This is a genomic window from Enterobacter sp. 22499 (assembly GCF_052044815.1).
GTDB lineage: Bacteria > Pseudomonadota > Gammaproteobacteria > Enterobacterales > Enterobacteriaceae > Enterobacter > Enterobacter bugandensis.
Genome location: NZ_JBQENR010000004.1, coordinates 1 through 26,373, shown reverse-complemented (window position 1 = coordinate 26,373; position 26,373 = coordinate 1). Strand labels below are relative to the sequence as shown.

The following is a 26,373-nucleotide window of genomic DNA, read 5'->3' as shown; positions in this document are numbered from 1 at the left end:
CAGTGCCGTATAAATTTTACCTTGCGGGTCTGTGAGTATTCTAACATTCACCCGCATCCACACTTCGACATTCATCACAGTTAATGAAAACTGCGTACAAATTTGCATTACTGTAATGAGATCTTGTTCAAACTTTAGCGTGCAAATTGCTGACTAAAGCAGCGATACCCCTTGTTGGATCAAAAGCGCCGGCAGGCTGGCTTCCTACAATCCGTTCATCATCCGCAGAACATTCAAGGAAGCGAACATGCCCGACGCCCTGCAACAACGTTGCCAGCACATTGTGACAAGCCCGGTGTTAACCCCGGAGCAAAAACGTCATTTTCTGGCGCTGGAAGCGGAAAATTATCTGCCCTACCCGATGCTATCTCCGGCCGCCCGCGCCGCGCTGGACGAGGGGTTTATCTGCGACATGTACGAAGGTCATGCCCCCTACAAACCGCGTTACGTGCTGCCGGATTATGAAAAATTCCTGGCTAACGGTTCGGAATGGCTGGAGCTGGAAGGCGCGAAAGATCTTGATGACGCCCTCTCTCTGTTAACTATTCTCTATCACCATGTTCCTTCAGTGACATCAATGCCGGTCTATCTGGGGCAGCTTGATGCACTACTGAACCCGTATGTTAGAATTCTAACACAAGAAGAAATCGATAGCCGAATAAAACGTTTCTGGCGCTATCTCGACAGAACGCTGCCCGATGCGTTTATGCACGCCAACATCGGGCCCGCCGACGGCCCTGTCACCCGTGCCATTCTGCGTGCAGATGCTGAACTGAAGCAGGTTGCGCCCAATCTGACCTTTATCTACGATCCTGAGATCACCCCAGACGATTTACTGCTTGAGGTGGCAAAAAACATTTGTGAATGCAGCAAACCGCATATTTCAAACGGCCCGGTGAATGATAAAATTTTCACAAAAGGCCGTTTTGGCGTGGTGAGCTGTTACAACTCTCTGCCGCTGGCGGGCGGTGGCAGCACCCTGGTGCGCCTTAACCTCAAGACAATCGCCGAACACAGCACATCCATTGACGACTTCTTCACCCGCACGCTACCGCACTACTGCCAGCAGCAAATCGCCATCATCGATGCGCGCTGCGATTTTCTGTACGGGCAATCCGGCTTCTTTGAGAATAGCTTCCTGGTGAAAGAGGGGCTGATTGATGCCGATCGGTTTGTGCCGATGTTTGGCATGTACGGTCTTGCCGAAGCGGTGAACGTACTGTGTGAGAAAGCAGGCATGGCGGGGCGTTACGGGAAAGACGAGCAGGCCAACGCGCTGGGTTATCGCATCAGCGAACAGCTTGCGGCGTTTGTTGAAAATACGCCGGTGAAGCACGGCTGGAAGCATCGCGCGATGCTGCACGCCCAGTCAGGCATCAGCTCCGATTCGGGCACCACGCCGGGGGCGCGTCTGCCGTACGGTGACGAGCCGGATCCTGTCAGTCATCTGCTGGCCGTAGCGCCGCACCATAAACACTATCATTCCGGGATCAGCGATATTTTAACGCTGGATGAGACGGTAAAACGCAATCCGCAGGCGGTGGTTCAGCTTTGCCTGGGGGCGTTCAGGGCCGGTATGCGTGAGTTCACCGCGAATGTGGCCGGTAACGATCTGGTACGCGTGACCGGCTATATGGTTCGCTTGTCGGATCTGGAGAAATACCGGGAAGCGGGTTCAAGAACGAACACCACGTGGCTGGGGGAAGAGGCCGCACGCAATACCCGTATTCTGGAACGTCAGCCGCGCGTGATAAGCCATGAACAGCAGATGCGCTTTAGTTAGTCAGGTCATCCCCTTCTCCTGCGTGGACGGGCCGGGCAGCCGCCTGGCGCTGTTCCTGCAGGGCTGTAACCTGCGCTGCAAAACCTGCCACAACCCGTGGACCATCGGGCGCTGCAACGACTGCGGGGACTGCGTGCCCCACTGCCCGCACGACGCTCTGACCATTCAGGCCGGACGCGTCTGGTGGCAGGAGAGTCACTGCCAGCAGTGCGACACCTGCCTGCGCCTGTGCCAGCAGCAGGCCACGCCCATGGCGCACCGCCTGAGCGTCGACGAGATCCTCGTTCAGGTCCGTAAATCCGCGCCCTTTATCGAAGGGATCACCGTGAGCGGCGGCGAAGCCACAACCCAACTGCCGTTTTTGATCGCCCTGTTTACCGCGATCAAAACCGATCCTGAGCTACATCATTTAACCTGCCTGGTAGACAGCAACGGTCTGCTAAGCGAAACCGGCTGGCAAAAACTGCTGCCGGTGCTGGATGGCGCAATGCTGGATCTCAAAGCGTGGGGGAATGAACATCACCGCTTCCTGACCGGACGCGAAAACCCGCAGATTAAGGAGAGCATTCGTTGGCTGGCAGACCGTCACCGTTTGACGGAGCTCCGCTTGCTGGTCATCCCGGAACAGTGTGATTATCTGGAACATATCAAACCGTTGATCGCGTTCATCCTCGAGCTGGGGAATGTTCCGGTGCGTATTAACGCGTTTCATGCACACGGGGTCTACGGCGAGGCGGCGTCATGGCGCAGCGCCACGCAGGAGGATATTGAACCGCTGGCGTGGGCGCTGGAAAAACAGAAGATAACGGTGATTCGTCCGGCGCTTTATCTATAGCGTGATACCAAAAACCGCACGGGTATTTTCGAGCAGCGCGCTGGCAATGACCTCTTCAGGTTCCTGACGCAGTTCACACAGCACGTCAAACACCCGCGCCGCCTGTTCCGGGCGATTCGGCTGCCCCTGAAAACCATTCAGCGGCATATCGGGGGCATCCGTTTCCAGTAACAGCGCAGAGAGAGGCAGCTGCGCCATTACGTCACGGGTTTTACTGGCGCGCGGATAGGTGATGGTGCCACCGACGCCAATTTTATAGCCTAGTTCAATAAAACGCTGCGCCTGCTGCAGGCTGCCGGAAAAACCATGCACTACGCCTCTTCGCGGCAGGTCGATGCGCTTCAGGTGCATCGCCAGTTTGTCATGAGTGCGTCGGGAGTGGAGGATCACCGGCAGATCGTGACGCTTTGCCAGCCGAAGCTGCGCGTCCAGGATCGTCTGCTGGCGTTCAAACTGCGGATCTTCGCGATAGAGATCGAGGCCGATCTCGCCGATGGCGACAAGTTTCTCTCCTGCACGTTGCAGCACCCGATCCAGCTCTTCAAGATGCTCATCACGATGGCGCTCAATCACAATCGGATGCAGGCCGAGCGCGGCATAAAGCGCGGAGTGTCGCGCGGAAAGATCCAGCACGCGGGTAAAATAGGCCGCTTCAACCGACGGCACAATGATGGCCTGCACGCCGGCTTCGGCAGCTTTCGCAATGCTTTGCGCTTCATTCCCCGTAAACGGCGGGAAATCAAAATGGCAGTGGGTATCAACAAAGCGGTGCGTCACGCCAGATCCTCGTTATCCAGTAAAGCGTCATTCGCCTGCGGAATGTCCACCAGCGGCATGGTCAGGGCGTCATTGGCGACAATTGCAGGTGGCGTAATAATGCGTTTATGGCGATGCAGAGGCGGTTGCTCGGCCAGCATTTTCCCGACGGTCGCCAGGAAGTAACGCCCGCACAGCCGCCCCGTTTTGTAATCCATACGCAACGCAGGCAACCGGCTGCCCAACGCCATACTCAGCAGCGGCTTAGGCGGATAAATTTCAAAGATGCGCAGCTTGCCCGGGGGTTTTTCAATAAAGCGCTGCATCGCGCCGTAGGTGGTTTCATGCTGCTTCGCGATGTTCACCAGCGGCTGCAGGCTGCTGTCGCCCAGCCAGCGCTCCATCCGCTTAAACCACTGGGGGGTGTAATACATTTGCGACGGAACGGTACGGATCACCACGATAGTTTTCGCCCCGCGTCGCGCGGCTTCCTGCACCGGCACCGCGTCACTGATGCCGCCGTCCAGATAGCTGATGCCATCCAGCAGCGCGCCGGTACGATAAAAACCGGGAATGGCGCTGGAGGCGCGGATGATGTCGAGCCAGTTCTCCTTCTGCGGTGAGAAATAGCCCGGCGAATAGTCATCCCCCCGGCTGGCGCACATCCAGAATTCTTTGCCGCTATCAAACAGGCGGGCAGCGGTATCCATGGCCAGCGGCATCTGGCTGGAGGTCGACTCCAGCAGCCAGTCGAGATCGATCAGGTTGCCGCCGCGCACGAAGCGCACCGGGTTAAAAAATTCTTTCGCCGTGGTGAAGCGCATGATCACTTTTCGCGCGTAGCCGGGCTGGTTACAGACATAGGCAGAGAGATTCTGCGCCCCGGCGGACGTGCCGAAGTAGAGGTCAAACGGGTTGAACTGCGCGCGCATAAATTCATCCAGCACGCCAGCGGTGAAAATGCCGCGCTGTCCTCCCCCCTCGCAGACCAGTGCGAGTTGACCCGCACTAAACGGTTTTAACGTCAGCGGCGCAATATTGCCGAGCGTAACGGGAATTCGTTGCCCCACCTCTGTTTTCCTGTTTTGATTATTTTATCACTCCACAGTAACGCACCCGACCTGTAACGCAAATAAGAAAAAGCCAGTCGCAGTGACTGGCTTTATTTTGTTGAAGGAATATTGCGTTTGCTACGGACGTCTACGACCCGTAAACAGGCTGACCAGGAACAGAATAATACCGACGACGAAGACAATTTTAGCTGCCCATGCCGCTGTACCTGCCAGACCACCAAAGCCCAATGCGGCGGCAATTAACGCGATAACCAGAAATATAATGCCCCAACGAAACATAAGCTTCTCCTTTACCATAGTTAATGTCGGCCGCTAAACGTGAGCGCTCAGGTCACTCACCGGCGTTTTTCCAGAGTCGTTCTTATTTCGCCCGCAGGGTTAAGCCTTACGGGCGAATGGTCCAGATTTACTTCGTTTTCAGATCGTTTTTAACGCTTTTAACACCATCAATGGCTTTCGCAATTGACTCGGCGCGTTCACTTTGCGCCTGTGAATCAACCGTACCGGAAAGCTGAACCACGCCATCGGTGGTTTCCACTTTCACCTTACGAGACGGCACGATGTCATCTGCTAACAGTTTAGCTTTGATTTCGCTGGTAGTAGCGGCATCACCGGCATAACCTTTCACCGAGGCGTTTTTACCGTCGCGAACGTGCAGTTTATCGCTCACGGATGCGACACCTTCGACACCCTTCGCCACCTTCACAGCCTGTTCGGCCTGGGCCTGGCTTTCAACAAAGCCACTCAGGGTAACGACCTTTTTGTCGGTCTTAACGGAAATATCGGTGCTCTTGATGGCTTCATCATCCACCAGTGCGGCTTTCACTTTTGCTGTGATAGAGCTGTCGTCCATGAAATTACCGACTTTATTCATAGAGCTATCGATTTTTTGCCCTGCGGTGTCGGCCGTGGACTGTGCTTTATCCATGGTGCTGCTTTCCGCCAGGGCGGAACCGCTAACCAGAACGCTACCCAGTGTTACAGCCAGCAGAGTTTTAGAAATCTTCAGTCTTGTCATATTCATCGATGTATTCCTGTGTTTTACCCGTTATTCGGGCTAAATACTTCCTTAGTAGTTTTATATATCGCGAATAAACACACGGGTGAAATGGAGAACCAATCGACATGCATTGAACAGTTAATTCATCCATGCCCGGTGCTAAACACTGAGTTAAATATAGATCACTCTCACAATGCCGCTTTCAGAATTGCGTAAAAAACGCGCGAATAGCGTGAATTTGCGGTGAATTAAGAACATTCCGCAAGGGACTAATAAGACAGGAATAAAAGATGAGCACGGCGATTGCCGTGCTCCGGGAGGGGATTAGTGTTCGCGCGTTTTGCGGAACTGAACGTCTGGATAACGTTCCTGCGTCAGGTTCAGGTTGACCATCGTTGGCGCGATATAGGTCAGGTTGTCGCCGCCATCGAGCGCCAGCTGAATTTCGTTCTTACGCTTAAATTCTTCGAATTTCTTCACGTCAGAACACTCAACCCAGCGCGCGGTCGCCACGTTGACCGATTCGTAAATCGCTTCCACGTTGTACTCGCTCTTCAGGCGCGCAACCACCACGTCGAACTGCAGCACGCCGACCGCGCCAACAATCAGATCGTTGTTGGCGATTGGACGGAACACCTGCACGGCGCCCTCTTCAGAGAGCTGAACAAGGCCTTTCAGCAGCTGTTTCTGCTTCAGCGGATCGCGCAGACGAATTCGACGGAACAGCTCCGGTGCGAAGTTCGGAATACCCGTGAACTTCATCATCTCGCCCTGGGTGAAGGTATCGCCGATCTGGATCGTACCGTGGTTGTGCAGACCGATGATGTCGCCCGGATACGCCTCTTCAACGTGCGAACGGTCGCCCGCCATAAAGGTCAGCGCGTCGGAAATCACGACATCTTTACCGATGCGCACCTGGCGCAGCTTCATGCCCTTCTCATACTTACCGGACACCACGCGCATGAAGGCCACGCGGTCGCGGTGTTTCGGGTCCATGTTGGCCTGAATTTTAAAGACGAAGCCGGTGAACTTCTCTTCCTTCGCTTCCACTTCGCGGGTGTCGGTTTTACGCGGCATCGGCTGAGGTGCCCACTCCACCAGACCGTCCAGCATGTGATCAACGCCGAAGTTACCCAGCGCGGTACCGAAGAAGACCGGGGTAATTTCGCCGCTCAGGAACAGTTCTTTGTCGAACTCGTGAGACGCACCCTTCACCAGCTCCAGCTCGTCGCGCAGCTGCGCGGCCAGCTCTTCGCCAACGGCGGCATCGAGATCCGGGTTGTCCAGACCTTTCACAATGCGCACTTCCTGAATGGTGTGGCCTTTACCGGTCTGATACAGGTAAGTTTCGTCTTTATAGAGGTGATAAACCCCTTTGAACAACTTACCGCAGCCAATTGGCCAGGTGATTGGCGCACAGGCGATCTTCAGCTCGTTTTCCACTTCATCCATCAGCTCCATCGGATCGCGGATGTCACGGTCGAGTTTGTTCATAAAGGTGAGGATCGGCGTATCGCGCAGACGGGTAACTTCCATCAGCTTGCGGGTACGATCTTCTACACCCTTCGCGGCGTCGATCACCATCAGACAGCAGTCCACCGCCGTCAGGGTACGGTAAGTATCTTCGGAGAAGTCTTCGTGCCCCGGGGTGTCCAGCAGGTTCACCAGGCAGTCGTGATACGGGAACTGCATCACGGAGGTGGTAATCGAAATACCACGCTGCTTTTCCATCTCCATCCAGTCAGATTTTGCATGCTGGCTGGAGCCACGGCCTTTAACGGTACCCGCAGTCTGGATCGCCTGTCCGAACAGCAACACCTTCTCGGTGATGGTCGTTTTACCGGCATCCGGGTGCGAGATAATGGCAAAAGTACGGCGCTTGGCCACCTCTTGCAGATAAGGAGACAACGTCATAATTAAATCTTCTTTTATAAGCGCGGCAGCACGCCACGCATCATGGAATACAAAATTGCGGCTATTTTACCCATCAACGGGGGGCAGGCAATCATTGTTTACACAGGAGTTGCTCCAGTTCGGTCAATGACGTGACGGTCCAGGTTGGCTCGATGCCTTCAGGCTTCACGCGGCCATGCGCATTCAGCCAGACGGTCGACAAACCTGACTTCATACCGCCAAGAATATCAGACTCTGCGGTATCACCCACCATTAGCACGCTATCGCGGTCGGGATTACCGGCCTGCGCCAGCGCATAATCGAAAATTCGCGGATCCGGTTTCGGCACACCAACCTCTTCGGAGATCACCAGCGCATCGAAATGATCGCGCAGGCCGGTGCGCTCAAGGCGGATCTGCTGCAGGGCGGTAAAACCGTTGGTGATGATCCCCAGTTTCACCTTGCCTTTCAACGCATTCAGCAGGGAAACCGCGCCCGGCAGGGGCGCACAGATATCGGCCATGGCGTTAAGGAAAGCCTCGTTCAGCGTCCCCGGACTGACCTTTAAGCGCTCCGCCCAGACGTCAAATCGCTGGTGCTGAAGTTGTAACGCAGTGATGGCACCGTTCTGGTAATCCACCCACAGCGGCTTATTCACCGCCTGATAGTCCTGAAAATCTTCGGCGGTGAAGGTCACGCTATAGTCGAGAAACATCCGCTGTAGGCCGCCGAACGAGTCAAACGTAAACAGCGTTTCGTCGGCATCAAAGAAAATCCAGTCCCATTTCATCGTTACAACCTTATATTCGTTATCCAATTGGCAGAGCCATGATAATGGCGTCTTCACGTCCCTCTGCGGTGGGGTAGTAGTTACGTCGGACTGTCGCCTCGTTAAAGCCTAAGCTTTCATAGAGCGCGATGGCGGCGACATTCGACGCGCGCACCTCCAGCCACAGGGTGAAAACGTCGCGGGTTTCGAGCTCACGAATGAGATGCTCAAGCAGTTCTCTGCCCAGCCCACGGCGCTGAAACGCCGGGTCGACGGCGATGTTAAACAGCGTCGCCTCGTCAAGAACCACCTGCGTGATGGCAAACGCGGCCAGAGTGCCGTCAACGTCCAGACGGTAGTTCAGATAGCGCTCGCCCTGATTGCTGGCAAACGTTTTTTCGCTCCACGGAAAAGCGTGGGCGCGTGTTTCAATCGCGAACGCTGCGGTCAGGTCAGGCGTCGTGAGGGAAGAAATCGTGTTCATATTCGCAGATTTGTTGCCATAGCGCGCTGCGCGCCTTTGGATTGGCTTTCAGCTCGTCCAGCACTGGTGAGCTGATTTGGCTCCCCTGAAGAGAGATGTCGTTTGTCTCTCCGATGCGCCAGCTGTTACAGCGGCTATCAGAAGGAAGCATGGCAACCCGTTCCGGCGTCAGCTGTAAGACCTGGTCGGGCGTCAGCTTCAGGCTGCGAAGGACATCACCGATCAGGGGCTCATTCAGGGCAGGCAGTTCTTCCGCCACCATCACCAACCGAACGTGCGCGGGGATGGAGATGGCGATTTCGCCCTGCAACGCCGTCGGGCGACGCAAAGCCCACTGGGTGATGCCCAGCTGCTGCAACTGCCAGTCTCGTCGGGATGTCATAGGGATAACTCCTGTCTCTCAGGCGCGCAAATATAGCAAATGTGTCGAAAGTGCGCCATCTACCTACTATAATCCCCGCCTGAGTTTATTGAGGAACAATTCATGTCTGCATTTACCCCGGCAAGTGAAGTCTTGCTGCGTCACAGTGATGATTTCGAAGAAAGCCGTATTCTGTTTGCCGGAGATATGCAGGATGACCTGCCCGCGCGTTTCGACTGTGCTGAAAGCCGTGCCCACACCCAATACTACCACCACTGGCAGGTGCTGAGCCGCCAGATGGGCGAGCGCGCACGCTTCAGCCTGGTGGCGGAGCAGAGCGATATTGCCGACTGCGATACGCTGATCTACTACTGGCCGAAGAACAAGCCGGAAGCCCAGTTCCAGCTGATGAACCTGCTCTCCCTGCTGCCGGTTGGCTGCGATATTTTCGTGGTCGGTGAAAACCGCAGCGGTGTCCGTAGCGCCGAGCAGATGCTGGAAGCCTACGCGCCGCTGACCAAAGTTGACAGCGCACGTCGCTGCGGTCTGTATCATGGCCGTCTGGAAAAACAGACAACGTTTGATGCGCAGGCATACTGGGACGAGTACCAGCTTGACGGTCTGACCATCAAAACCCTGCCGGGTGTCTTCAGCCGTGACGCGCTGGATACGGGCAGCAAGCTGCTGCTCTCCACCCTGACACCGCACACCAAAGGCAAAGTGCTGGACGTGGGCTGCGGCGCGGGCGTGCTTTCAACGGTGCTTGCCAGCCATTCACCAAAAGTGCGTTTAACCCTGTGTGACGTGAGCGCCCCGGCGGTAGAAGCCAGCCGCGCAACGCTTGCGGCCAACGGCATTGAAGGCGATGTGATTGCCAGCAACGTCTTCTCTGACGTCACCGGCCGCTTTGACATGATCATCTCTAACCCGCCGTTCCACGACGGGATGGAAACCAGCCTCGAAGCTGCGCAAACCCTGATCCGTGGCGCGACTCGTCACCTCAACAGCGGCGGCGAGCTGCGCATCGTGGCGAACGCCTTCCTGGCGTACCCGAAAGTGCTGGACGAAACCTTCGGCTTCCACGAAGTGATCGCCCAGACGGGCCGCTTTAAGGTCTACCGCACCGTGATGACGCGTCAGGCAAAGAAATAATTCGCCATACAATGCAGGCCGGATAAGCGCCAGCGCCATCCGGCAAGCAGGCGTCGCAATTCCGTCCATTTTTGCAGCAATCAATAAAAGGCGCGCACTTTTCTGTTGACGTAAAGCTGAAAACATCTAGAATGCGCCTCCGTGGTTACGATACTTTTACAGTATCGATGGTATGCGAAGGTGGCGGAATTGGTAGACGCGCTAGCTTCAGGTGTTAGTGTCCTTACGGATGTGGGGGTTCGAGTCCCCCCCCTCGCACCATAAATCACGTTGATATTGCTCGCACTGGGCGAAGGTGGCGGAATTGGTAGACGCGCTAGCTTCAGGTGTTAGTGTCCTTACGGATGTGGGGGTTCGAGTCCCCCCCCTCGCACCAACGAGGCGATATCAAAAATAGTAAGATGACTGTGCGAAGGTGGCGGAATTGGTAGACGCGCTAGCTTCAGGTGTTAGTGTCCTTACGGATGTGGGGGTTCGAGTCCCCCCCCTCGCACCAATTATCTTATCTCCCTTCTGTAATACCTCTTATTTTCCCTGTTATTTCAAGCTCATCATTATCACCAGAATTGCGCTGACTAATGCGACGCATGATGGCAGTAACACATAATGGCGTAGGTGCTTATGCCAGATCATGCCTGACGTCATCAGCAGCCCTGACACAATGATGGCCTTCCAGCTTTCGATGGAGAGATCGGCAAACATCAAACCGCCAAGGATTACGCCCGGCAGCAATACTCCCCATGCACTTCCCAGCGCCCTGTTCAACATACATCGCCCTTTCATAACGATAATGATAAACAATATCATATGATAAAAATTATCATTTGTCAGCGCGGTGAAGCAAAAAAAATCGCCCTTTCCCCTTATGTAGAATGACAGAAATTTCCTAAGGTGATAAATTGCTCACCTGTTAACTACACATAAACTTTTTCTTATAATTACGCTTTGAGTTTTTTGCATAATTAAGTGCGAAACCACACCTATTCATCTGTTTTAATTAAGTTTTAATAAAAACGCACGACTATGACATCACAATCCTGGCGGTCTTTGGTTCAAAGAAAATATCAATTATCGTTACGTTTATTTTTATTTCTGAACGCAACGTCAGCCGTGTTCTCGGTAACAAACCCGCTCTATTCTGTACGCGTGTTTTCTGCCCCTCTGATTGCTATTTTCGCGATCAGTACTGGCCTGTTCATCTGGCACTGGAAAAAGCGCGCGCGGAAGATAAATATTCCTGCCGTTTCAGCAATCTTTGGTATTTTGTGGGCCTGGCAAATAGATTCGAAATTTTCGCTAATTACCCATGACCAGGCGATGTATTTGATAATAGCTTTACTCACGGTGCTTTTTATCGGAACGCTGGCCTTCGCCAGTAATATCAAAGCATTTACGCTGCACTCGCTCCCCGCCTTTATTGTCTGCCTGTGGTTAAGTGACCAGGATATATGGCTAAGAATGTCCTATTCTTTCGCACTTCCTGTGGTGGCTATTGCTATTCATAACATTTTGCAACGGCGCAACGATCGCTTCGCCCAGGAGCTGCTCTCTCGCCTGCTGGAAGAACGGGAAACTCTGACCGATCTCAGTATGATGGACCCGCTAACCGGGCTCTATAATCGTCGCGGCCTGCAAAGCCGTCTGGAGAATCTGCCGGCGGTAGAAAACGGCGAACATTTTGTTCTTTTGATGGATATCGACCACTTCAAAGCCTATAACGACCATTATGGCCATATGATGGGTGACCAGGCGCTGAAGCGCGTCTCTGCGGCAATTCGTGATGCCGTCCGTTCGCGCGATATTGTGGCGCGTTTCGGTGGGGAAGAGTTCATGGTGCTGCTGACGAATATTTCACTTGAACACGCCCGCCATACGGCAGAGCGGATCCGTCAGAAAGTCTATGATTTGAAAATCCCCCATCTGTTCAACGAAAGCGTCGCCACCAATGTCACCATCAGCATCGGTATTGCCATTTTCGAAAACGAGGACGTGGAAAGCGCTCTGGAGAGAGCGGACAGAGCCCTCTATGAAGCAAAGCATTTAGGTCGCAATAACATTCTGCTGAGTGAAGAGCTACAAACCGCTTAAGCGCGTCTTCGGTTAATCAGGACAAAAGTCTTGCCATTGGTATGAGCAATAGTTAGGATTGGCAATCATTATCATTTAGATTTCTATCTCAACTATGGCTACGCATACCGCACACATCGTTGAACCACTCCTCTGGCGAGCGCCCCTCACCAGCGGGAATGCGTCGCTTGCGGATGCCATACGGGACAAGATTGCTAAGACGCGCGCCCACCTGCTGGACTTTATCAGGCTTGATGAAGCGCCCCCGCACCACACCATGACGCTCGCTGAGTGGCAGCAGCACTCTACGCTGCAGTCGCTGCTTGCAACCTATTCCGACCATATCTATCGCAATCAGCCGACCCTAACGCGGGAAAATAAACCTCTGCTTTCCCTGTGGGCACAGTGGTATATCGGGCTGATGGTTCCCCCACTCATGCTGGCGGTATTAACCCAAAAGAGCATGCTGGCGCTCTCCCCGGATCATTTTCACGTCGAGTTCCACGAAACTGGCCGAGCAGCCTGCTTCTGGATTGATCTGCACGAAGATCGCGGCGCAGAGCAGTTCTCTGCTCAGGAACGTCTGGAACAGCTTGTCATCCAGGCCCTGATCCCAGTGGTAGAGGCACTTGAAGCAACGGGCGAGATCAACGGGAAGCTTATCTGGAGTAATACCGGGTATTTAATTCACTGGTATTTAACAGAAATGAAGCCGCTGCTTGGCGATGAGAAAGTGGAGGCCCTGCGCCAGTCCTGCTTCTTTGCCAAACAGCTTTCCGATGGTCGCGATAATCCGTTATTCCGTACCGTTGTGCTCCGTGACGGGCTTCTGGTACGCCGTACCTGCTGCCAGCGCTATCGCCTGCCGGACGTTAAGCAGTGCGGGGATTGCACCCTGAAGTAGTGCAGTGAATTGCCCGGTGACGCTTCGCTTACCGGGCCTACAAAAACCTCGACTCGTAGGCCGGGTAAGGCGCAGCCACCACCCGGCACATCGTCTTTAAGCCACCTGCTGATTGTCCTCTTCCCCATTACGCTGTGCTTCTTCCGCTTCCTGCTCCAGCAGCTGCTTCTCGTACACTTTGAAGAACGGGTAGTAGATGATTGCCGACACGCAGGCCAGAACCACAACCAGGATAGCCGCGCGGAAATCCCAGCCCAGAGCCCATGCTGCGCCTATCGGCGCCGGTGCCGTCCAGGGGACGACTGAAATAACACGACCAATCAGATCAAACGTCATCGCCGCCCAGGCCAGCACGGCGTTAACCATTGGGGCTAGCAGGAACGGAATAAAGAACACCGGGTTCATTACAATCGGCGTACCGAAGATAACGGGTTCGTTGATGTTGAAGAAGCTGGGCACCACGCTCAATCGGCCAATAGAGCGTAAATGCGCTGAACGGCTGCGCAGATAGCAAATCACCAGACCCATCGTCGCACCCGACCCGCCAATCACGATGAAGAACGTCCAGAAGGCTTCCATAAAAATATGTGGCAGAGGATGGCCGGCAGCCAGCGCGGTCTGGTTCGCTCCGAGGTTAGTCAGCCAGAACATCTGCAGCATCCCGGAGACAATAGCCGCCCCGTGGATCCCGGCGAACCACAGCAGGTGGCCAATCAACACCGCCAGCAGGATCGCGGGCAGTGAATCCGCCGCGGAAACCAGAGGCTTGAAGATGGACATAATTGCCTGCGGGATCAGCATGTCAAACTGAGACTGAATCACCAGGCTCAGCGGATAAAGCGTTAACACCACCACCAGCACCGGGATCAGCAGGTCAAAGGAGTTTTTGATCATCGGCGGCACCTGGTCCGGCAGGCGAATACCGATGTTATGCGCCTTCAGGAAACGCATCATTTCAACGCAGTAAATCGCCACCAGAATGGCGGTAAAAATACCCGTTCCACCCAGGCTGTCGACGGGAAGCGTGCCTTTGGTTTTCGGGGCGGCAACCAGCAGAAACGCCATCAGCGACAGCATGGCGCACATGAACGGATCCAGCTGGTGCGTTTTGACATAATGTTTGCCAAGGTTATAGGCGATGGCCGCGCAGATATAAATGGACATAATGCCCATCGTCATATCAAACGGCGTCAGGATCTGGCCTTCAAACTGCTTCGCCATATCCAGCCAGGCGCGCGCGAAACCCCAGGTGGTATCAGGCGAAAACGGCGGGTAAGCAAACACTAATAAAAATGAACCCACAATCATGAACGGCATCGCAGAGATGAACCCATCACGGATAGCCATGACATGACGCTGGGACGAGATCCGCCCGGCGATCGGGCTCACGTAATTTTCAACGAAACGGAATATCAGATTAAACGCAGCATGGTTGGCAGACATGGTTGATCTCCTGTCAGACGTTTATTACAGGCGCGCTCGCGCCGCACGTTGTTCCATAAATCAGCTTCACAACCTTGCTGGCTTGCGTACCAGCGGTACTGCTCAGACGAAATGGTTTCATAATTGGCTCTTATTATTGGATACAGGGGACGTTACATACTCAGTATTAATCTACGCATCACGCTCTGCAACCGGTTACTGTAACCGGTTTCTGTGATTGTGAAGAGGATCCAGAAATCAGCCATCCTGGATATTTGTTACTTAAGAGATATTTACAGAGCATAAATTCTTATGACAGATTACGCAGGATATTTGTCAGGAGGAAACAATGAGTTTGCAGTCCGTACAGCAGTTTTTTGCCGACAACGCGCCGGAAATAGAGGTAATAGAACTTAGCCAGAGTACGGCTACCGTTGCGCTGGCTGCTGCCGCCCACCGTGTAGAGCCGGGACAAATCGCCAAAACCCTATCGTTGAAGGTTAAAAATGAGGTGATTCTGGTGGTGGCGAAGGGTGATGCGCGTCTGGATAACAAAAAACTGAAAGACACGTTTGGCGCGAAAGCACGCATGCTCAGCAGTGATGAAGTGGTTACCGTGACGGGTCATCCCGTTGGTGGCGTCTGCCCGTTTGGGCTTGAAAACCCACTTGCGGTTTACTGCGATATCTCTTTAAAACAATACGCTGAAGTGCTCCCCGCCGCTGGCGCTATCCATAGTGCCGTACGTATTTCTCCGGACAGAATGGCAGAGCTGACTTCAGCAAAGTGGGTTGATGTGTGCATCTGAATGACGCGCCAGAGCACATCTGGCGCGCAAAAGGCACAAGTTACAAAAATGTCGGTTTGCTTAGCCCCACAGTTCGCGGTTCTCTAACCGGAAGATGGGTAAGAATATCCGCTGCATCAAGCAATCCTACGTCAGAATTCACCCCTAGCTTCACCATCGCATTAAACTTATGCGCGCGAATAGTCTTGATATTGCGTTCAAGCTGCGCCGCGATTTCGGGAATGGAATATCCGCATGACATATAACGTAAAATTGCTCTTTCCGTTGGGCTTAACATCCGGTTCTGACTGCAGTACCAGTGGTTAAGCATATTGTCATTAATGCGCAGCGTTTCGCTCAACAATACCACTAACTCCTTCAGCAGGTGTTCAAGGGTCACCGATTTACTGACCACACCGTGAAGACGTGAAGGCGAAAGATGGCTAATCAACCTAGCCTCCATCTCATCCGAGACCAGGATAATGCGCTGAATATGGCTATGCGTAAACGCGAGATCCCGCAGATGCGCCAGGCAGTTACGTCGTTCTTCTCGCGCATCGGAAAGCGAATAGATCAGCGAGAAAAAATTCACGTGTTGCAGTGCTTTCTTAAAGCCATCAAAATCATTAAACAGGTGCAGTTGATATTGGCTGAGTTCAGGCTGCGTAAAAAGATGCTGCAGCCCGACCGCACTCATCGAGCAATTTTCGATGATGGCGATATGTCTTGTTGAATCGGTTTTTTCCATTCCTCGAACTCTCCATAGGCTGACATTAAACTCAGCTCTCTCATTCCCTGTGTACTGTTGATCCAGGCGTACATATCGGCATTACTCCGCAATGAGAGCCTTCGCATCGCACTGTTTTTCTGCGCACTGATCGTTTTATTGCTCTTTTTAAGCAACGTAGCGATTTGGTTAATCCCCCACCCTTTGCCTAACAGGCGAAGCACCTTACGTTCTGAGTGCGTGAGCGCAATAAAGTGTTCTTCGTCATCCTCACTTTCCTCAGGTTCTGGGGTTAATAACGTCTGGCTTATCCGTTCTGCGCGTTCACTCCCTGCCCGGATAGCGTTAACGACACCTTCGATAGGTTCCATATCAGAAAGCAGCGTGCTTTCCGGCCGCATAAGCAGCTCAACGGCAATAGGGTAAAACGGCCGGGAGACCAAAAAGATCCAGTGGATTTCCCGGTACTGGTTCAGTAAGCGGTAATACTCTTCGAGCGTACCCCGTGGGTTCCTGTATTCGCCTGAAACGTCGGCGATAATCACATCTGCGCGGCGCAACTGAAGCAGGGTTAACTCCTGCAGTGAGCGGCAGTAGGTCAATTCAAAATCGGGGAAATGACGTGCCATCACGTCCCCTAACCCATTCTGCATGACGGGTATCCGGCTAATGACAACGCCATGCTTACCAGGCAACGACAACATAGACCCTCCGTGTCCATTTTCCTTCGGTGCGTCATGTAAAACGCACCAAGGTATAAATATTTTCTTCCCTGAGTATAAAAAGATTAATACAAGCAGAAGATGAGATATGTTCTTAGTTTAGGAAATGCCTAAAACAGCGCTAATATCTCACAAAGCGCAAATCAATTTAATTGCGCAGACATTAAAATAACAACAAAATAAAATTAGAATTTCTAAATACAAATATTTTATTATTTCAAATTAATAATTCATCATATTAATAAATTAATCCTGTAAGTCGTCGTGACGCGGGGGGTAACTGTTTGCATAAACCTTGATCTGACCCACAGCAAGGGCCACTGCACTTTGTGCTAAAAGTAGGCATTACGGGCCAACCGGCAACTATTCACCTTATCTTCGGGACAATACATGCAGGCAGATCGGTCAACGCAGCGTGCTATCACGCGGCTCTGTATTCAGTGCGGTCTTTTTCTGCTCCAGCACGGCGCGGAAAGCGCGCTGGTCGAGGAGCTTTCAACCCGGCTGGGGCTGGCGCTGGGAATGGACAGCGTTGAGAGCGCTATCTCATCCAACGCCATTGTGCTGACCACCATTAAAGACGGGCAGTGTCTTACGTCCACCCGTAAAAACCACGACCGCGGCATTAATATGCACGTTGTAACCGAGGTCCAGCACATCGTCATCCTGGCTGAGCATAAGCTTCTCGATCTCAAGGAGATTGAAAAACGTTTTAACCAAATCAAGCCATTACGTTATCCACGCTGGCTGGTCGTGCTCATGGTGGGGCTGTCGTGCGCCTGTTTTTGTAAGCTCAATAAAGGCGGCTGGGACGGCGCGATCGTCACCTTTTTCGCCAGCAGCATCGCCATGTACGTGCGCCAGCTGCTGACGCACCGGCAGCTGCACCCGCAAATTAACTTCTGCATTACCGCGTTTGTTGCCACCACGGTGTCTGGCCTGCTGCTGCGCCTGCCGCAGTTTGCCGCGACCCCGACGATTGCGATGGCCGCCAGCGTGCTTCTGCTGGTGCCGGGCTTCCCGCTGATCAACGCCGTTGCCGACATGTTTAAAGGGCACATCAATACCGGGCTGGCACGCTGGGCTATCGCCAGCCTGCTGACGCTGGCGACCTGCATCGGCGTGGTGATGGCGATGACGCTGTGGGGGTTACGAGGATGGGCGTGATAGATTTTCTGCTGGCGCTGGCACAGGACATGGCCCTGGCGGCCATTCCTGCCGTCGGCTTTGCGATAGTATTTAACGTTCCGCAACGCGCTCTGCCGTGGTGTGCGCTGCTGGGCGCAATTGGCCACGGCTCGCGAATGGTGATGATGACGGCGGGCTTTAACATCGAATGGTCGACGTTTATCGCCTCTATGCTGGTCGGCAGCATCGGTATTCAGTGGTCGCGCTGGTATCTGGCGCATCCGAAAGTGTTCACCGTCGCCGCCGTTATCCCGATGTTCCCCGGCATATCTGCCTATACGGCGATGATTTCCGCGGTGAAAATCAGCCATTTTGGCTACACCGAGCCGCAGATGATCCTTCTCCTTAGCAACTTTCTTAAGGCGTCCTCCATCGTCGGTGCGCTCTCTATCGGGCTGTCGATACCCGGGCTATGGCTCTACCGCAAACGCCCGCGCGTTTGATATTTGTGTTATTTCGCTGCCGTGGAGATAATCTTTCTGGTCCGTTTGGTAAAAATAAGGAAAGGATGTGGCTAACTCTGGCAGCGAACACCCCGATCACAGTGAAGAATCGAGCCTGAAAGAGAAAATTTTTCAGAGCGCTATCGCGCTGTTTGCCGAATTTGGACTAAACGGCGCCCGCATGGAGCAGATCGCGGAGAAAGCAGGTACCACCAAACGCATGGTCGTTTACCATTTTAAAAACAAAGAAAATCTCTACCTGCTCGTCCTGGAGTACGTTTACACCCAAATTCGCGCTAGTGAAAAGGCGCTTAGCCTGGCGGATATGCCTCCCGTCGAAGCGCTGGTCCATCTGGTTGAAGCCACCTTTGACTATCATGCCGACCACCCGGATTACATCCGCATTATCTGCATGGAAAACATGCAGCGCGGCCGTTTTATGCAGCAGTCAAACTATCTGCGGCAGGTCAACCGCAGCGCGCTCGACCTGCTGGAAGGCATCCTGCGCCGGGGCAAAGAAAAACAGCTTTTCAGCCAGACGGTTGACGCCCGCGACCTTCACCGTCTGATCAGCAGCTTCAGCTTTCACTACGTTGCCAACAGCTACACCTTCACCCTGCTGTTTGAAGAGGGTGCAGACGAGCAGGCCCAGCGCCAGCACTACCGTAAAATGGCCGTTCAGGTGGCGCTGCGTTATACCTGCCCCTAAAATTGCTTGCAATTAAATCGCGCACAATCTATATTCATTTTATGAACGCAAAAACGAACGACACGACCGCTGCGCTCCTGCTGGATAACCAGCTCTGTTTTGCCCTCTATTCGGCAAATCTGGCGCTTAATAAGCTGTACCGGCAACTGCTGGCGCCGCTAAACCTGACTTACCCGCAATATCTGGTGATGCTGGTGCTGTGGGAGCAGGATGACGTGACGGTGTCGGACATCGGTGAACGGCTGTTCCTTGACTCCGCAACGCTGACGCCGCTTCTGAAGCGTCTGGAAAGCGCAGGGCTAATCAACCGCCACCGCTCGCGTAAAGATGAACGTCAGGTCGCCGTCACGCTGACTGAAGCCGGACGTGAACTTCAGCAGCAGGCACTGGGTATCCCACACGCGGTGGGGTGCGCCGCACAGTGTGATACCGACACCATGCTGGCGCTCAAGCAGCAGCTGGAACTTTTGCGACAACAGATTCAACGCGCGTAAGGCTATACTTTACGCGTTATTATTTAACCATATATATCGCACGCTATTTAATAGCACACATTAAAGCAAGATGAGGAACCTGCCATGTCTTTAGAAAAAGTTGTTTATACCGCCAAAGCAAAAGCAACCGGGGGCCGTGACGGCCGCGCGACCTCTTCCGATGGAGTTCTGGACGTTAAACTGGGCGTGCCCAAAGAGATGGGCGGTATGGGTGGAGAAGTCACGAACCCTGAGCAGCTGTTTGCTGCGGGTTACTCTGCCTGCTTCCTGGGCGCGATGAAGTTTGTGGCGGCTCGCGACAAATTTACCCTGCCAAAAGAAGCGTTTATTGAAGGCGAAGTGGGTATCGGCCCGCTGGCGACCGGTTTTGGTATCGAAGCAAAACTGAATATCCACGTTGAAGGTATGGATCCTGCGGAAGCCAAAAAGCTGGTCGATGCGGCGCATATCGTTTGCCCGTACTCTAACGCGACCCGCGGCAACATCGACGTGACCCTGAATATCATCGCGTGATAACTGCCTGATGGCGCTGCGCTTTTCAGGCCTACGACTGTAGCCCCGGTAAGCGCAGCGCCACCGGGGAAATCCCCTCCATCCCCTCCCCTCTCTGTGCTACCATAAGCCCATATCACGCCCGTAGTAATCAGTTGAGTAAGCGTTATGTCCTCCAGAATTCTGACCACCAGCATTGCTGGCATTGATGCCTTTATGCGCGACCCACGCGGAGTGTTGACCCACGCCGAAGGCGGCACGGTTGCGGTTTTTGCCGACAACGCGCCGGCGTTTTACGCAATCACGCCGGAACGTCTGGCGCAGCTTCTGGAGATCGAAGCGCAGATGTCACGTCCGGCAAGCGACGTCACGCTGGATAACCAGTTTTTTGAAGAACCAGTTAATACCCCGCTAACCGTTCCGATGGGCAAATTTGTCCTGTACGCGGGCTGGCAGCCTGACGCAGATTTTCAGCGGCAGGCAGCATTGTGGGGCATTGCGTTAACTCAGCCAGCCACCGCGGAAGAGCTCGCCGCGTTTATCGCCTGGTGGCAGGCGGAAGGCAAAGTGTTCACCCACATTCAGTGGCAGCAAAAGCTCGCGCGTCATCTTCAAATTACCCGCGCCAGTAACAATGGCCAGCCTAAGCGCGATATCAACACGTTTTCAGAACCGGATAAACAGATCCCGAGTGGATTCCGAGGTGCGAAATGAAGAACGTCGGCGACCTGATGAAACGTCTGCAAAAAATGATGCCAGCCAACGTGAAGCCCGCCTTCACCACGGGTGAAGAGCTGCTGGCGTGGCAAAAGGAGCAAGGTAAAATTCGTGCCGCCGCGCTCGCCCGCGAAAACCGGGCGATGAAAATGCAGCGCACCTTTAACCGCTCCGGTATTCGTCCCCTGCATCAGAACTGCTCGTTTGATAACTATAAAATTGAGACCAGCGGGCAGATGAACGCGCTTGCCGCCGCGCGTCAGTACGTGGATGAATTTGACGGCAATATCGCCAGCTTCATTTTTAGCGGCAAGCCGGGCACAGGTAAAAACCACCTCGCGGCCGCCATCTGCAACGAACTGCTTCTGCGCGGTAAATCGGTCCTCATTATCACCGTGGCCGATATCATGTCCGCCATGAAAGACACCTTCAGCAACCGTGAAACCAGCGAAGAGCAGCTTCTTAACGATCTGAGCAATGTCGATCTACTGGTCATCGACGAGATTGGCGTTCAGACCGAATCCCGTTATGAAAAGGTCATCATTAACCAGATAGTCGATCGCCGCTCTTCGTCAAAACGTCCCACCGGGATGCTGACGAACCACAACATTGACGAGATGACCCGCTTACTGGGCGAACGCGTCATGGACCGCATGAAGCTGGGCAACAGTCTGTATGTCATCTTCGACTGGGACAGTTACCGCAGCCGCGTCACCGGCAAAGAGTATTAAGACAGTTCCAGGAATCGCCAGCAGGGCGCAGGTATATACTGGAACCCCTTCCGGCCCAAAACGGACCTTTTTGAGAAAGCCATTATGAAAAAACAGATTCTTATCAGCACCTTTTTAGGCGCGCTGCTGATTACCGGCGCAGCACAAGCGGCTTCGTGGCAGGAGTCCCTGTCAAGCGCCGCGAATGAGCTGACCAAAGAGAGCAGTAGCGCCCAGGGCGGGCTCTCGGCCTCTTCTCTCACCAGCCTGCTGACCAACAGTTCCCAGAGCCTGAGCGCGGGCACGATGAACAACGCGGCGGGGATTCTGGAATATTGCGCTAAGCAAAAGCTGGCCTCGGTGACCGACGCGCAAAACGTGAAAAACCAGGTGCTGGGTAAACTGGGTCTCGACACGCAGGAGCAAAAAGCGGATACCAGCTATATGGACGGCATTCAGGGCCTGCTTAACGCGCAAAACGGCCAACAGCTTAACCTGAGCACCCTTGGCAACTCCGCCCTGGCAAAACAGGTGAAAACCAAAGCCTGCGATCTGGTGCTGAAACAAGGCGTTAATTTCATCTCCTGATCCGCCCCATTTTCTGCCACAACACGCCGCGTTTAATGCGATAGGCTTGCATCGCGGCGTTAAACGAGCGTTTTACCTACCTGCCACCGTCTCAGCGTCCGTTTGTCAGGATGCGACCATCCTCATAAAAACGATTTTATAAACCAAATCCTAACAACAGCACACTTTCGTGACACTAAAATTGCAGCTAAACGACATCGCCATTACATTGTCTTACCAAAAATAAACAGTTAGCCAGCGAAGCACCTGGCGTCATGAGGATATGCTGTTGTCAGAATTCATCTCTCTTATCCTTTTTCTGGCTTCCGTCGGCGTTTATGCCTGGAAAGCCGGCCGTAACACCTGGTGGTTTATCGCCACGCTGGTGGTGCTCGGCATTTTTATCGTTTTAAACATTACCTTATACGCCAGCGATTACTTCACCGGCGACGGCATTAACGATGCCGTGCTCTACACCCTGACGAACAGCCTGACGGGCGCGGGAGTAGGTAAATACATCCTTCCGGGGCTGGGACTGATCGTGGCGCTGGTGACGATTTTCGGCGCGCTCGCCTGGGTGCTGCGCCGCCGTCGCCATCTTCCTCACCATCATGGCTACAGCCTGCTGGCGCTTTTCCTGGCGCTGGCCTCCGTTGACGCCAGCCCCGCGTTTCATCAGATCACCGAGCTTGTAAAATCCCAGTCGCGCGACGGCGATCCGGACTTCGTGGCCTACTATAAAGAGCCGTCGAAAACGATCGCCAACCCGAAGCTCAACCTGGTCTACATCTACGGTGAAAGCCTGGAGCGCACCTACTTTGATAACGATGCGTTTCCGAACCTCACGCCGGAACTGGGCGCGCTGAAAAACGAAGGTCTCGATTTCAGCCACACCATGCAGTTACCCGGCACGGATTACACTATCGCCGGGATGGTGGCCTCTCAGTGCGGTATCCCGCTGTTCGCACCTTTTGAAGGCAACGCCTCCGCCTCGATGTCGACGTTCTTCCCGCAGAATATTTGCCTGGGCGATATCCTGAAAAACTCCGGCTATGAAAATTACTTTATGCAGGGAGCAAACCTGCGCTTTGCCGGAAAAGATGTGTTCCTGAAATCCCACGGTTTTGACCACCTGTATGGCTCAGAAGAGTTAAAAACGACGGTTGCCGATCCCACCTACCGCAACGACTGGGGCTTCTATGACGATACGGTGCTGGACGAAACCTGGAAGAAATTCGAGGAACTTTCCCGCGCCGGGAAGCGGTTTTCTCTCTTTGCGCTGACGGTAGATACGCACCATCCGGACGGGTTTGTCTCGCGCACCTGTAAGCGAAAAAGCTATGACGTGGACGGCAAAAACAACAAGTCTTTCAGCGCCGTGACCTGTAGCCAGGAGCACATCGCCGCGCTGGTCGAGAAAATCAAAGCCTCGCCCTGGTTTAAAAACACCGTCATCGTCGTATCGTCTGACCATCTGGCAATGAAAAACAGCGCGTGGGACCAGCTCAGCAAGCAGGATCGCAGCAATCTTTTCTTCGTGCTGCGCGGCGACCAGCCGCAGCAGGAGTTAATCGCCACCAAACGCAACTCCATGGATAACGGCGCAACCGTGCTGGACATTCTGGGGGGCGACAACTTTATTGGCCTCGGGCGCAGCACGCTCTCGGGGCAATCCCTGTCGGAAGTGTTCCTCAACATGAAGGAAAAAATTCTCGCCTGGAAGCCCGACATCATCCGCCTGTGGAATTTCCCGAAAGAGATGAAAGACTTCACCGTCGATCGGGATAAAAACACCGTTGCCTTCTCCGGCAGCAATTTCCGCCTGCCGCTGCTGGTGCGCGTGTCGGATAGTCGCGTCGAACCGCTGCCGGAAAGCGAGTATTCCGCGCCGCTGCGCTTCCAGCTGGCCGATTTCGCCCCTCGCGATAACTTCGTCTGGATTGACCGGTGTTACAAAATGGGTCAGCTCTGGTCGCAGCCGCTGGCGCTCTCTACGGACTGGTGCGTCTCTCAGGGCCAGCTTGGCGGGGAGCAAACCGTGCAGCATGTCGACAAAGCCCAGTGGAAAGGCAAAACCGCCTTTAAAGATACGGTGATTGATACGGCTCGCTATCAGCACAACATCGACATGCTGAAAATCGTCGACAACGACATCCGCTATAAAGCGGACAGCTTTATCTTTAACGTGGCCGGCGCGCCCGAAGAGGTGAAGCAGTTTAGCGGCATCTCCCGTCCGGAGTCGTGGGGACGCTGGTCAAACGCGCAGCTGGGCAACGAGGTGAAAATTGAGTACACCCATCCGCTGCCGGAACAATTTGATCTGGTGATCACGGCCAGGGCGTACGGGCCTAACGCGAATAAGCCCGTACCGGTGCGCGTGGGCGATCAAGAGCAGACGCTGACGCTTGGAAATGACGTAAGCACTCACACCCTGCATTTTGAGAATCCATCGCGCAGCAGTACCCTGGTGATTGTGCCGCCAGACCCGCAGTCCACCAATGAAGGAAATATTCTCGGCCATTCACCGCGCCAGCTCGGGATCGGCATGGTTGAAATTAAAATCGTGAGTCGCGCAGGCTAATGGTCACCCTTAGCCTCACCGTTCGGCCCACACATTCCGACGACGTTGCCGCCCTGCCCGCCATTGAGCGCGCGGCGGGCGAGCGTTTTCGTGACTACCCCGACCTCGCCTGGCTTGCCGATGGCGAGGTCATTTCCGCTGAACAGCATCTCGGCTATGCCGAACGGGGGCTAAGCTGGCTGGCGCTGGCGAACGACCGTCCCGTGGGGTTTATCCTCACTGAAGCGCACCCTTCGTCGTTGTTTATTGTGGAGCTCTCGGTCGATCTGGCCTGGCAGGGAAAAGGGATCGGTCGGCAGCTCATCGCCTGTGCGGCTGACCATGCCCGCCAAAAGGGGCTGAGATCGCTGACGTTGACGACGTTCCGGGACGTGCCGTGGAATGCGCCCTTCTATGCGCGGCTGGGGTTTGAAATGATGACGAGGCTGACGCCTGAATTGCGTGAAAAACGCGAAGAAGAGACGGCGCACGGTTTAGCGTATGACTCCCGCTGCGCCATGCGCCTGCCGCTTTGATATCGCCCGGTGGCGCTTCGGTATGAACCGGAAACATGGGTAACACTTTAGACCGGATACATGGGTAACAGTTATAACTGGCATAGAAGAGGAGACTCGCTATGCCCTGGACTGAGACCCGACCTATGCAACGCCTTGATTTTATCCGTGCCTGCCATGCAGGTACGGACTCCTTCTCCGCTCTTTGCCGTCTTTTTGGCATCAGCCGCAAAACCGGCTACAAATGGCTTCAGCGTTTTGACCCTTCTGACCTGTCCTCTCTCTCTGACCGGTCGCGCGCACCACGCTCCCACTCCCGGACGGTTCCTGATGAGGTCGTCGGACACCTGACTGCCCTGCGTCAGAAACACCCTGACTGGGGCCCGAAAAAACTGCGGATGTGGCTCCTCAATCATCACGTCGATTTTACCGTTCCTGCTGCCAGCACTGTCGGCGATATCCTCAAGCGTGAAGGCCTGGTACCAGACAGAAAGAGAAAGCGCAGAACGCCGGGGAATCGCCGGCCCCTGACCAGCATCAGTGAGAACAATCAGGTCTGCAGCGCTGATTTTAAAGGCAAGTTCAGGCTGCTGAGCAGAGAGTACTGTCATCCCTTCACCCTGACCGACAACCACAGCCGGTATCTGCTGAGCTGCCGTGGAACGGACCGTGAGAGCGAGCCCTTCGTCAGGCACTGTCTGACGGAGGCGTTCCTGGAGTACGGTCTGCCGGACGTTCTGAGAACCGATAATGGTCAGCCCTTCGCAGGGACGGGTATCGCCGGGTTAAGTCGTCTTGCAGTCTGGCTGATAAAGCTGGGCGTCAGACCGGAACGAATCCGCCGGGGCCATCCCGAAGAGAACGGGCGGCACGAACGCATGCACCGTTCCCTGAAAAGTGCGCTGGCGCAGGGGAACACCTTCATGACGATGGAAGAACAACAGCGGTGGTTCAGTGACTACCGGAAAGAATTTAACTATGAAAGACCGCATGAAGCCCTGGCGGGTGCAACGCCCGGAACGGTGTGGCAACCCTCGAAGCGACAGTGGGATGGCCGTGTTCCTGACTATGCCTATCCGTCAGGAGGAACGGTCTACAGAGTGAAATCGAGGGGGACACTCTATATGGGGAAAAAGGGGACGGTGTTCCTGAGTGAAGCGCTGACTGATGAGTACATCATGCTGGAAGAACAAGATGATGGCCTTGAGGCCATCATCTTTAACGGAATAACGCTTGCGTACTA

29 protein-coding genes and 3 tRNA genes are annotated in these 26,373 nt (G+C 54.2%); 20 read left to right on the top strand and 12 right to left on the bottom strand.

Going from position 1 to position 26,373, the window contains the following annotated elements; genetic code table 11:
* Positions 1 to 247 precede the first annotated feature (247 nt).
* Entirely contained in the window at positions 248 to 1,783 is a 1,536-nt protein-coding gene (locus ACTJI7_RS13655; protein ID WP_063154842.1) for a YjjI family glycine radical enzyme, read from the top strand.
* Positions 1,758 to 2,618 carry a YjjW family glycine radical enzyme activase gene (locus ACTJI7_RS13650; RefSeq protein WP_047367290.1) on the top strand — a complete coding sequence of 287 codons (861 nt, stop codon included), beginning with the start codon at positions 1,758 to 1,760 and terminating at the stop codon, positions 2,616 to 2,618. Before ACTJI7_RS13655 ends, ACTJI7_RS13650 begins: the two co-directional genes overlap by 26 nt.
* Here the strand turns inward: ACTJI7_RS13650 and ACTJI7_RS13645 are convergent.
* The 8 genes from ACTJI7_RS13645 to ACTJI7_RS13610 all read right to left on the bottom strand — a co-directional run bounded on the left by ACTJI7_RS13645 (position 2,613) and on the right by ACTJI7_RS13610 (position 8,975).
* Positions 2,613 to 3,395 (bottom strand): TatD family hydrolase, encoded by a 783-nt coding sequence (locus tag ACTJI7_RS13645; RefSeq protein WP_047367289.1) that lies wholly within the window; start codon positions 3,393 to 3,395, stop codon positions 2,613 to 2,615. The two genes, ACTJI7_RS13650 and ACTJI7_RS13645, sit on opposite strands and share 6 nt — an antisense overlap.
* Positions 3,392 to 4,444, bottom strand: coding sequence for a patatin-like phospholipase family protein (locus ACTJI7_RS13640; protein ID WP_032644971.1), 1,053 nt, complete (start codon positions 4,442 to 4,444; stop codon positions 3,392 to 3,394). The genes ACTJI7_RS13645 and ACTJI7_RS13640 overlap by 4 nt, the downstream gene beginning before the upstream one ends.
* Positions 4,445 to 4,564: 120 nt before the next feature.
* Positions 4,565 to 4,726 carry a DUF1328 domain-containing protein gene (locus ACTJI7_RS13635; RefSeq protein ID WP_003856556.1) on the bottom strand — a complete coding sequence of 54 codons (162 nt, stop codon included), beginning with the start codon at positions 4,724 to 4,726 and terminating at the stop codon, positions 4,565 to 4,567.
* Between the two features lie 127 nt (positions 4,727 to 4,853).
* Complete coding sequence (gene osmY, locus ACTJI7_RS13630) at positions 4,854 to 5,471, bottom strand: molecular chaperone OsmY (protein WP_028015434.1); 618 nt, start codon at positions 5,469 to 5,471, stop codon at positions 4,854 to 4,856.
* 300 nt (positions 5,472 to 5,771) lie between these two features.
* Complete coding sequence (gene prfC / locus ACTJI7_RS13625; protein WP_028015433.1) at positions 5,772 to 7,361, bottom strand: peptide chain release factor 3; 1,590 nt, start codon at positions 7,359 to 7,361, stop codon at positions 5,772 to 5,774.
* Between the two features lie 91 nt (positions 7,362 to 7,452).
* Entirely contained in the window at positions 7,453 to 8,130 is a 678-nt protein-coding gene (gene yjjG, locus ACTJI7_RS13620; protein WP_047367288.1) for a pyrimidine 5'-nucleotidase, read from the bottom strand.
* 19 nt (positions 8,131 to 8,149) lie between these two features.
* Entirely contained in the window at positions 8,150 to 8,593 is a 444-nt protein-coding gene (gene rimI, locus ACTJI7_RS13615; RefSeq protein ID WP_028015431.1) for a ribosomal protein S18-alanine N-acetyltransferase, read from the bottom strand.
* Complete coding sequence (locus ACTJI7_RS13610) at positions 8,562 to 8,975, bottom strand: DNA polymerase III subunit psi (RefSeq protein ID WP_047367287.1); 414 nt, start codon at positions 8,973 to 8,975, stop codon at positions 8,562 to 8,564. Before ACTJI7_RS13610 ends, rimI begins: the two co-directional genes overlap by 32 nt.
* A gap of 102 nt (positions 8,976 to 9,077) precedes the next feature.
* Here ACTJI7_RS13610 and rsmC point away from each other — a divergent pair, with 102 nt between their 5' ends.
* The 4 genes from rsmC to ACTJI7_RS13590 all read left to right on the top strand — a co-directional run bounded on the left by rsmC (position 9,078) and on the right by ACTJI7_RS13590 (position 10,602).
* On the top strand, positions 9,078 to 10,106 hold the full coding sequence (gene rsmC / locus ACTJI7_RS13605) for a 16S rRNA (guanine(1207)-N(2))-methyltransferase RsmC (RefSeq protein ID WP_047367286.1): 1,029 nt from the start codon (positions 9,078 to 9,080) through the stop codon (positions 10,104 to 10,106).
* A 174-nt stretch (positions 10,107 to 10,280) separates the two neighbouring features.
* Positions 10,281 to 10,367 (top strand) — tRNA-Leu (locus ACTJI7_RS13600).
* A gap of 28 nt (positions 10,368 to 10,395) precedes the next feature.
* Positions 10,396 to 10,482, top strand: a tRNA-Leu gene (locus ACTJI7_RS13595).
* A 33-nt stretch (positions 10,483 to 10,515) separates the two neighbouring features.
* A tRNA-Leu gene (locus ACTJI7_RS13590) sits at positions 10,516 to 10,602 on the top strand.
* Between the two features lie 41 nt (positions 10,603 to 10,643).
* Here ACTJI7_RS13590 and ACTJI7_RS13585 read toward each other — a convergent pair.
* Entirely contained in the window at positions 10,644 to 10,913 is a 270-nt protein-coding gene (locus ACTJI7_RS13585) for a DUF1435 domain-containing protein (protein ID WP_032644970.1), read from the bottom strand.
* Between the two features lie 216 nt (positions 10,914 to 11,129).
* Here ACTJI7_RS13585 and ACTJI7_RS13580 point away from each other — a divergent pair, with 216 nt between their 5' ends.
* Positions 11,130 to 12,194: a GGDEF domain-containing protein gene (locus ACTJI7_RS13580; RefSeq protein ID WP_048999318.1), complete on the top strand. Its 1,065-nt coding sequence runs from the start codon at positions 11,130 to 11,132 to the stop codon at positions 12,192 to 12,194.
* 94 nt (positions 12,195 to 12,288) lie between these two features.
* Positions 12,289 to 13,077: a siderophore-iron reductase FhuF gene (fhuF, locus tag ACTJI7_RS13575; RefSeq protein ID WP_440670610.1), complete on the top strand. Its 789-nt coding sequence runs from the start codon at positions 12,289 to 12,291 to the stop codon at positions 13,075 to 13,077.
* Positions 13,078 to 13,173: 96 nt separating this feature from the next.
* On the opposite strand, the gene ACTJI7_RS13570 is transcribed toward fhuF, so the two are convergent.
* Positions 13,174 to 14,520, bottom strand: coding sequence for a PTS sugar transporter subunit IIC (locus ACTJI7_RS13570; protein ID WP_028015425.1), 1,347 nt, complete (start codon positions 14,518 to 14,520; stop codon positions 13,174 to 13,176).
* A gap of 328 nt (positions 14,521 to 14,848) precedes the next feature.
* Here ACTJI7_RS13570 and ACTJI7_RS13565 point away from each other — a divergent pair, with 328 nt between their 5' ends.
* The gene (locus ACTJI7_RS13565) at positions 14,849 to 15,307 is read left to right on the top strand and encodes a YbaK/EbsC family protein (protein ID WP_023331967.1); all 459 of its coding nucleotides are present in this window, start codon (positions 14,849 to 14,851) and stop codon (positions 15,305 to 15,307) included.
* Positions 15,308 to 15,347: 40 nt separating this feature from the next.
* Here the strand turns inward: ACTJI7_RS13565 and bglJ are convergent, their stop codons facing one another.
* Complete coding sequence (gene bglJ / locus ACTJI7_RS13560; RefSeq protein ID WP_041911299.1) at positions 15,348 to 15,983, bottom strand: DNA-binding transcriptional activator BglJ; 636 nt, start codon at positions 15,981 to 15,983, stop codon at positions 15,348 to 15,350.
* Positions 15,980 to 16,717: a helix-turn-helix transcriptional regulator gene (locus ACTJI7_RS13555; RefSeq protein ID WP_045259518.1), complete on the bottom strand. Its 738-nt coding sequence runs from the start codon at positions 16,715 to 16,717 to the stop codon at positions 15,980 to 15,982. The genes bglJ and ACTJI7_RS13555 overlap by 4 nt, the downstream gene beginning before the upstream one ends.
* A 408-nt stretch (positions 16,718 to 17,125) precedes the next feature.
* Here ACTJI7_RS13555 and ACTJI7_RS13550 point away from each other — a divergent pair, with 408 nt between their 5' ends.
* The 11 genes from ACTJI7_RS13550 to ACTJI7_RS13500 all read left to right on the top strand — a co-directional run.
* The gene (locus tag ACTJI7_RS13550; RefSeq protein ID WP_028015422.1) at positions 17,126 to 17,902 is read left to right on the top strand and encodes a threonine/serine ThrE exporter family protein; all 777 of its coding nucleotides are present in this window, start codon (positions 17,126 to 17,128) and stop codon (positions 17,900 to 17,902) included.
* Entirely contained in the window at positions 17,893 to 18,366 is a 474-nt protein-coding gene (locus ACTJI7_RS13545; protein WP_028015421.1) for a threonine/serine exporter, read from the top strand. The genes ACTJI7_RS13550 and ACTJI7_RS13545 overlap by 10 nt, the downstream gene beginning before the upstream one ends.
* A 67-nt stretch (positions 18,367 to 18,433) precedes the next feature.
* Positions 18,434 to 19,075: a TetR family transcriptional regulator gene (locus ACTJI7_RS13540; RefSeq protein WP_028015420.1), complete on the top strand. Its 642-nt coding sequence runs from the start codon at positions 18,434 to 18,436 to the stop codon at positions 19,073 to 19,075.
* Positions 19,076 to 19,116: 41 nt separating this feature from the next.
* Positions 19,117 to 19,569, top strand: coding sequence for a MarR family winged helix-turn-helix transcriptional regulator (locus tag ACTJI7_RS13535; RefSeq protein WP_028015419.1), 453 nt, complete (start codon positions 19,117 to 19,119; stop codon positions 19,567 to 19,569).
* A gap of 84 nt (positions 19,570 to 19,653) precedes the next feature.
* Positions 19,654 to 20,082: an organic hydroperoxide resistance protein gene (locus tag ACTJI7_RS13530; protein ID WP_440670607.1), complete on the top strand. Its 429-nt coding sequence runs from the start codon at positions 19,654 to 19,656 to the stop codon at positions 20,080 to 20,082.
* Between the two features lie 147 nt (positions 20,083 to 20,229).
* On the top strand, positions 20,230 to 20,775 hold the full coding sequence (gene dnaT, locus ACTJI7_RS13525; RefSeq protein ID WP_028015418.1) for a primosomal protein DnaT: 546 nt from the start codon (positions 20,230 to 20,232) through the stop codon (positions 20,773 to 20,775).
* Positions 20,772 to 21,509, top strand: a complete 738-nt coding sequence (dnaC, locus tag ACTJI7_RS13520; RefSeq protein ID WP_028015417.1) for a DNA replication protein DnaC — start codon at positions 20,772 to 20,774, stop codon at positions 21,507 to 21,509. Before dnaT ends, dnaC begins: the two co-directional genes overlap by 4 nt.
* 84 nt (positions 21,510 to 21,593) lie before the next feature.
* Entirely contained in the window at positions 21,594 to 22,076 is a 483-nt protein-coding gene (locus ACTJI7_RS13515; RefSeq protein WP_440670605.1) for a DUF2501 domain-containing protein, read from the top strand.
* A 268-nt stretch (positions 22,077 to 22,344) separates the two neighbouring features.
* On the top strand, positions 22,345 to 24,636 hold the full coding sequence (gene opgB / locus ACTJI7_RS13510) for a phosphatidylglycerol--membrane-oligosaccharide glycerophosphotransferase (RefSeq protein ID WP_048959805.1): 2,292 nt from the start codon (positions 22,345 to 22,347) through the stop codon (positions 24,634 to 24,636).
* Positions 24,636 to 25,151 (top strand): GNAT family N-acetyltransferase, encoded by a 516-nt coding sequence (locus ACTJI7_RS13505; RefSeq protein WP_440670603.1) that lies wholly within the window; start codon positions 24,636 to 24,638, stop codon positions 25,149 to 25,151. The genes opgB and ACTJI7_RS13505 overlap by 1 nt, the downstream gene beginning before the upstream one ends.
* A 101-nt stretch (positions 25,152 to 25,252) precedes the next feature.
* Positions 25,253 to 26,373: integrase core domain-containing protein (locus tag ACTJI7_RS13500; protein WP_440670601.1), on the top strand; the 1,121-nt coding region annotated here is incomplete at its 3' end.

What these genes read in the sequence shown, in the direction of transcription:
- ACTJI7_RS13655 (WP_063154842.1), top strand. Translation starts at nt 248, where the DNA reads ATGCCCGACGCCCTGCAACAACGTTGCCAGCACATTGTGACAAGCCCG.
- ACTJI7_RS13650 (WP_047367290.1), top strand. Translation starts at nt 1,758, where the DNA reads ATGAACAGCAGATGCGCTTTAGTTAGTCAGGTCATCCCCTTCTCCTGC.
- ACTJI7_RS13635 (WP_003856556.1), bottom strand. Translation starts at nt 4,726, where the DNA reads ATGTTTCGTTGGGGCATTATATTTCTGGTTATCGCGTTAATTGCCGCC.
- osmY (WP_028015434.1), bottom strand. Translation starts at nt 5,471, where the DNA reads ATGAATATGACAAGACTGAAGATTTCTAAAACTCTGCTGGCTGTAACA.
- prfC (WP_028015433.1), bottom strand. Translation starts at nt 7,361, where the DNA reads ATGACGTTGTCTCCTTATCTGCAAGAGGTGGCCAAGCGCCGTACTTTT.
- yjjG (WP_047367288.1), bottom strand. Translation starts at nt 8,130, where the DNA reads ATGAAATGGGACTGGATTTTCTTTGATGCCGACGAAACGCTGTTTACG.
- rimI (WP_028015431.1), bottom strand. Translation starts at nt 8,593, where the DNA reads ATGAACACGATTTCTTCCCTCACGACGCCTGACCTGACCGCAGCGTTC.
- ACTJI7_RS13610 (WP_047367287.1), bottom strand. Translation starts at nt 8,975, where the DNA reads ATGACATCCCGACGAGACTGGCAGTTGCAGCAGCTGGGCATCACCCAG.
- rsmC (WP_047367286.1), top strand. Translation starts at nt 9,078, where the DNA reads ATGTCTGCATTTACCCCGGCAAGTGAAGTCTTGCTGCGTCACAGTGAT.
- ACTJI7_RS13585 (WP_032644970.1), bottom strand. Translation starts at nt 10,913, where the DNA reads ATGATATTGTTTATCATTATCGTTATGAAAGGGCGATGTATGTTGAAC.
- ACTJI7_RS13580 (WP_048999318.1), top strand. Translation starts at nt 11,130, where the DNA reads ATGACATCACAATCCTGGCGGTCTTTGGTTCAAAGAAAATATCAATTA.
- fhuF (WP_440670610.1), top strand. Translation starts at nt 12,289, where the DNA reads ATGGCTACGCATACCGCACACATCGTTGAACCACTCCTCTGGCGAGCG.
- ACTJI7_RS13570 (WP_028015425.1), bottom strand. Translation starts at nt 14,520, where the DNA reads ATGTCTGCCAACCATGCTGCGTTTAATCTGATATTCCGTTTCGTTGAA.
- ACTJI7_RS13565 (WP_023331967.1), top strand. Translation starts at nt 14,849, where the DNA reads ATGAGTTTGCAGTCCGTACAGCAGTTTTTTGCCGACAACGCGCCGGAA.
- bglJ (WP_041911299.1), bottom strand. Translation starts at nt 15,983, where the DNA reads ATGAGTGCGGTCGGGCTGCAGCATCTTTTTACGCAGCCTGAACTCAGC.
- ACTJI7_RS13555 (WP_045259518.1), bottom strand. Translation starts at nt 16,717, where the DNA reads ATGTTGTCGTTGCCTGGTAAGCATGGCGTTGTCATTAGCCGGATACCC.
- ACTJI7_RS13550 (WP_028015422.1), top strand. Translation starts at nt 17,126, where the DNA reads ATGCAGGCAGATCGGTCAACGCAGCGTGCTATCACGCGGCTCTGTATT.
- ACTJI7_RS13545 (WP_028015421.1), top strand. Translation starts at nt 17,893, where the DNA reads ATGGGCGTGATAGATTTTCTGCTGGCGCTGGCACAGGACATGGCCCTG.
- ACTJI7_RS13535 (WP_028015419.1), top strand. Translation starts at nt 19,117, where the DNA reads ATGAACGCAAAAACGAACGACACGACCGCTGCGCTCCTGCTGGATAAC.
- ACTJI7_RS13530 (WP_440670607.1), top strand. Translation starts at nt 19,654, where the DNA reads ATGTCTTTAGAAAAAGTTGTTTATACCGCCAAAGCAAAAGCAACCGGG.
- dnaT (WP_028015418.1), top strand. Translation starts at nt 20,230, where the DNA reads ATGTCCTCCAGAATTCTGACCACCAGCATTGCTGGCATTGATGCCTTT.
- dnaC (WP_028015417.1), top strand. Translation starts at nt 20,772, where the DNA reads ATGAAGAACGTCGGCGACCTGATGAAACGTCTGCAAAAAATGATGCCA.
- ACTJI7_RS13515 (WP_440670605.1), top strand. Translation starts at nt 21,594, where the DNA reads ATGAAAAAACAGATTCTTATCAGCACCTTTTTAGGCGCGCTGCTGATT.
- ACTJI7_RS13505 (WP_440670603.1), top strand. Translation starts at nt 24,636, where the DNA reads ATGGTCACCCTTAGCCTCACCGTTCGGCCCACACATTCCGACGACGTT.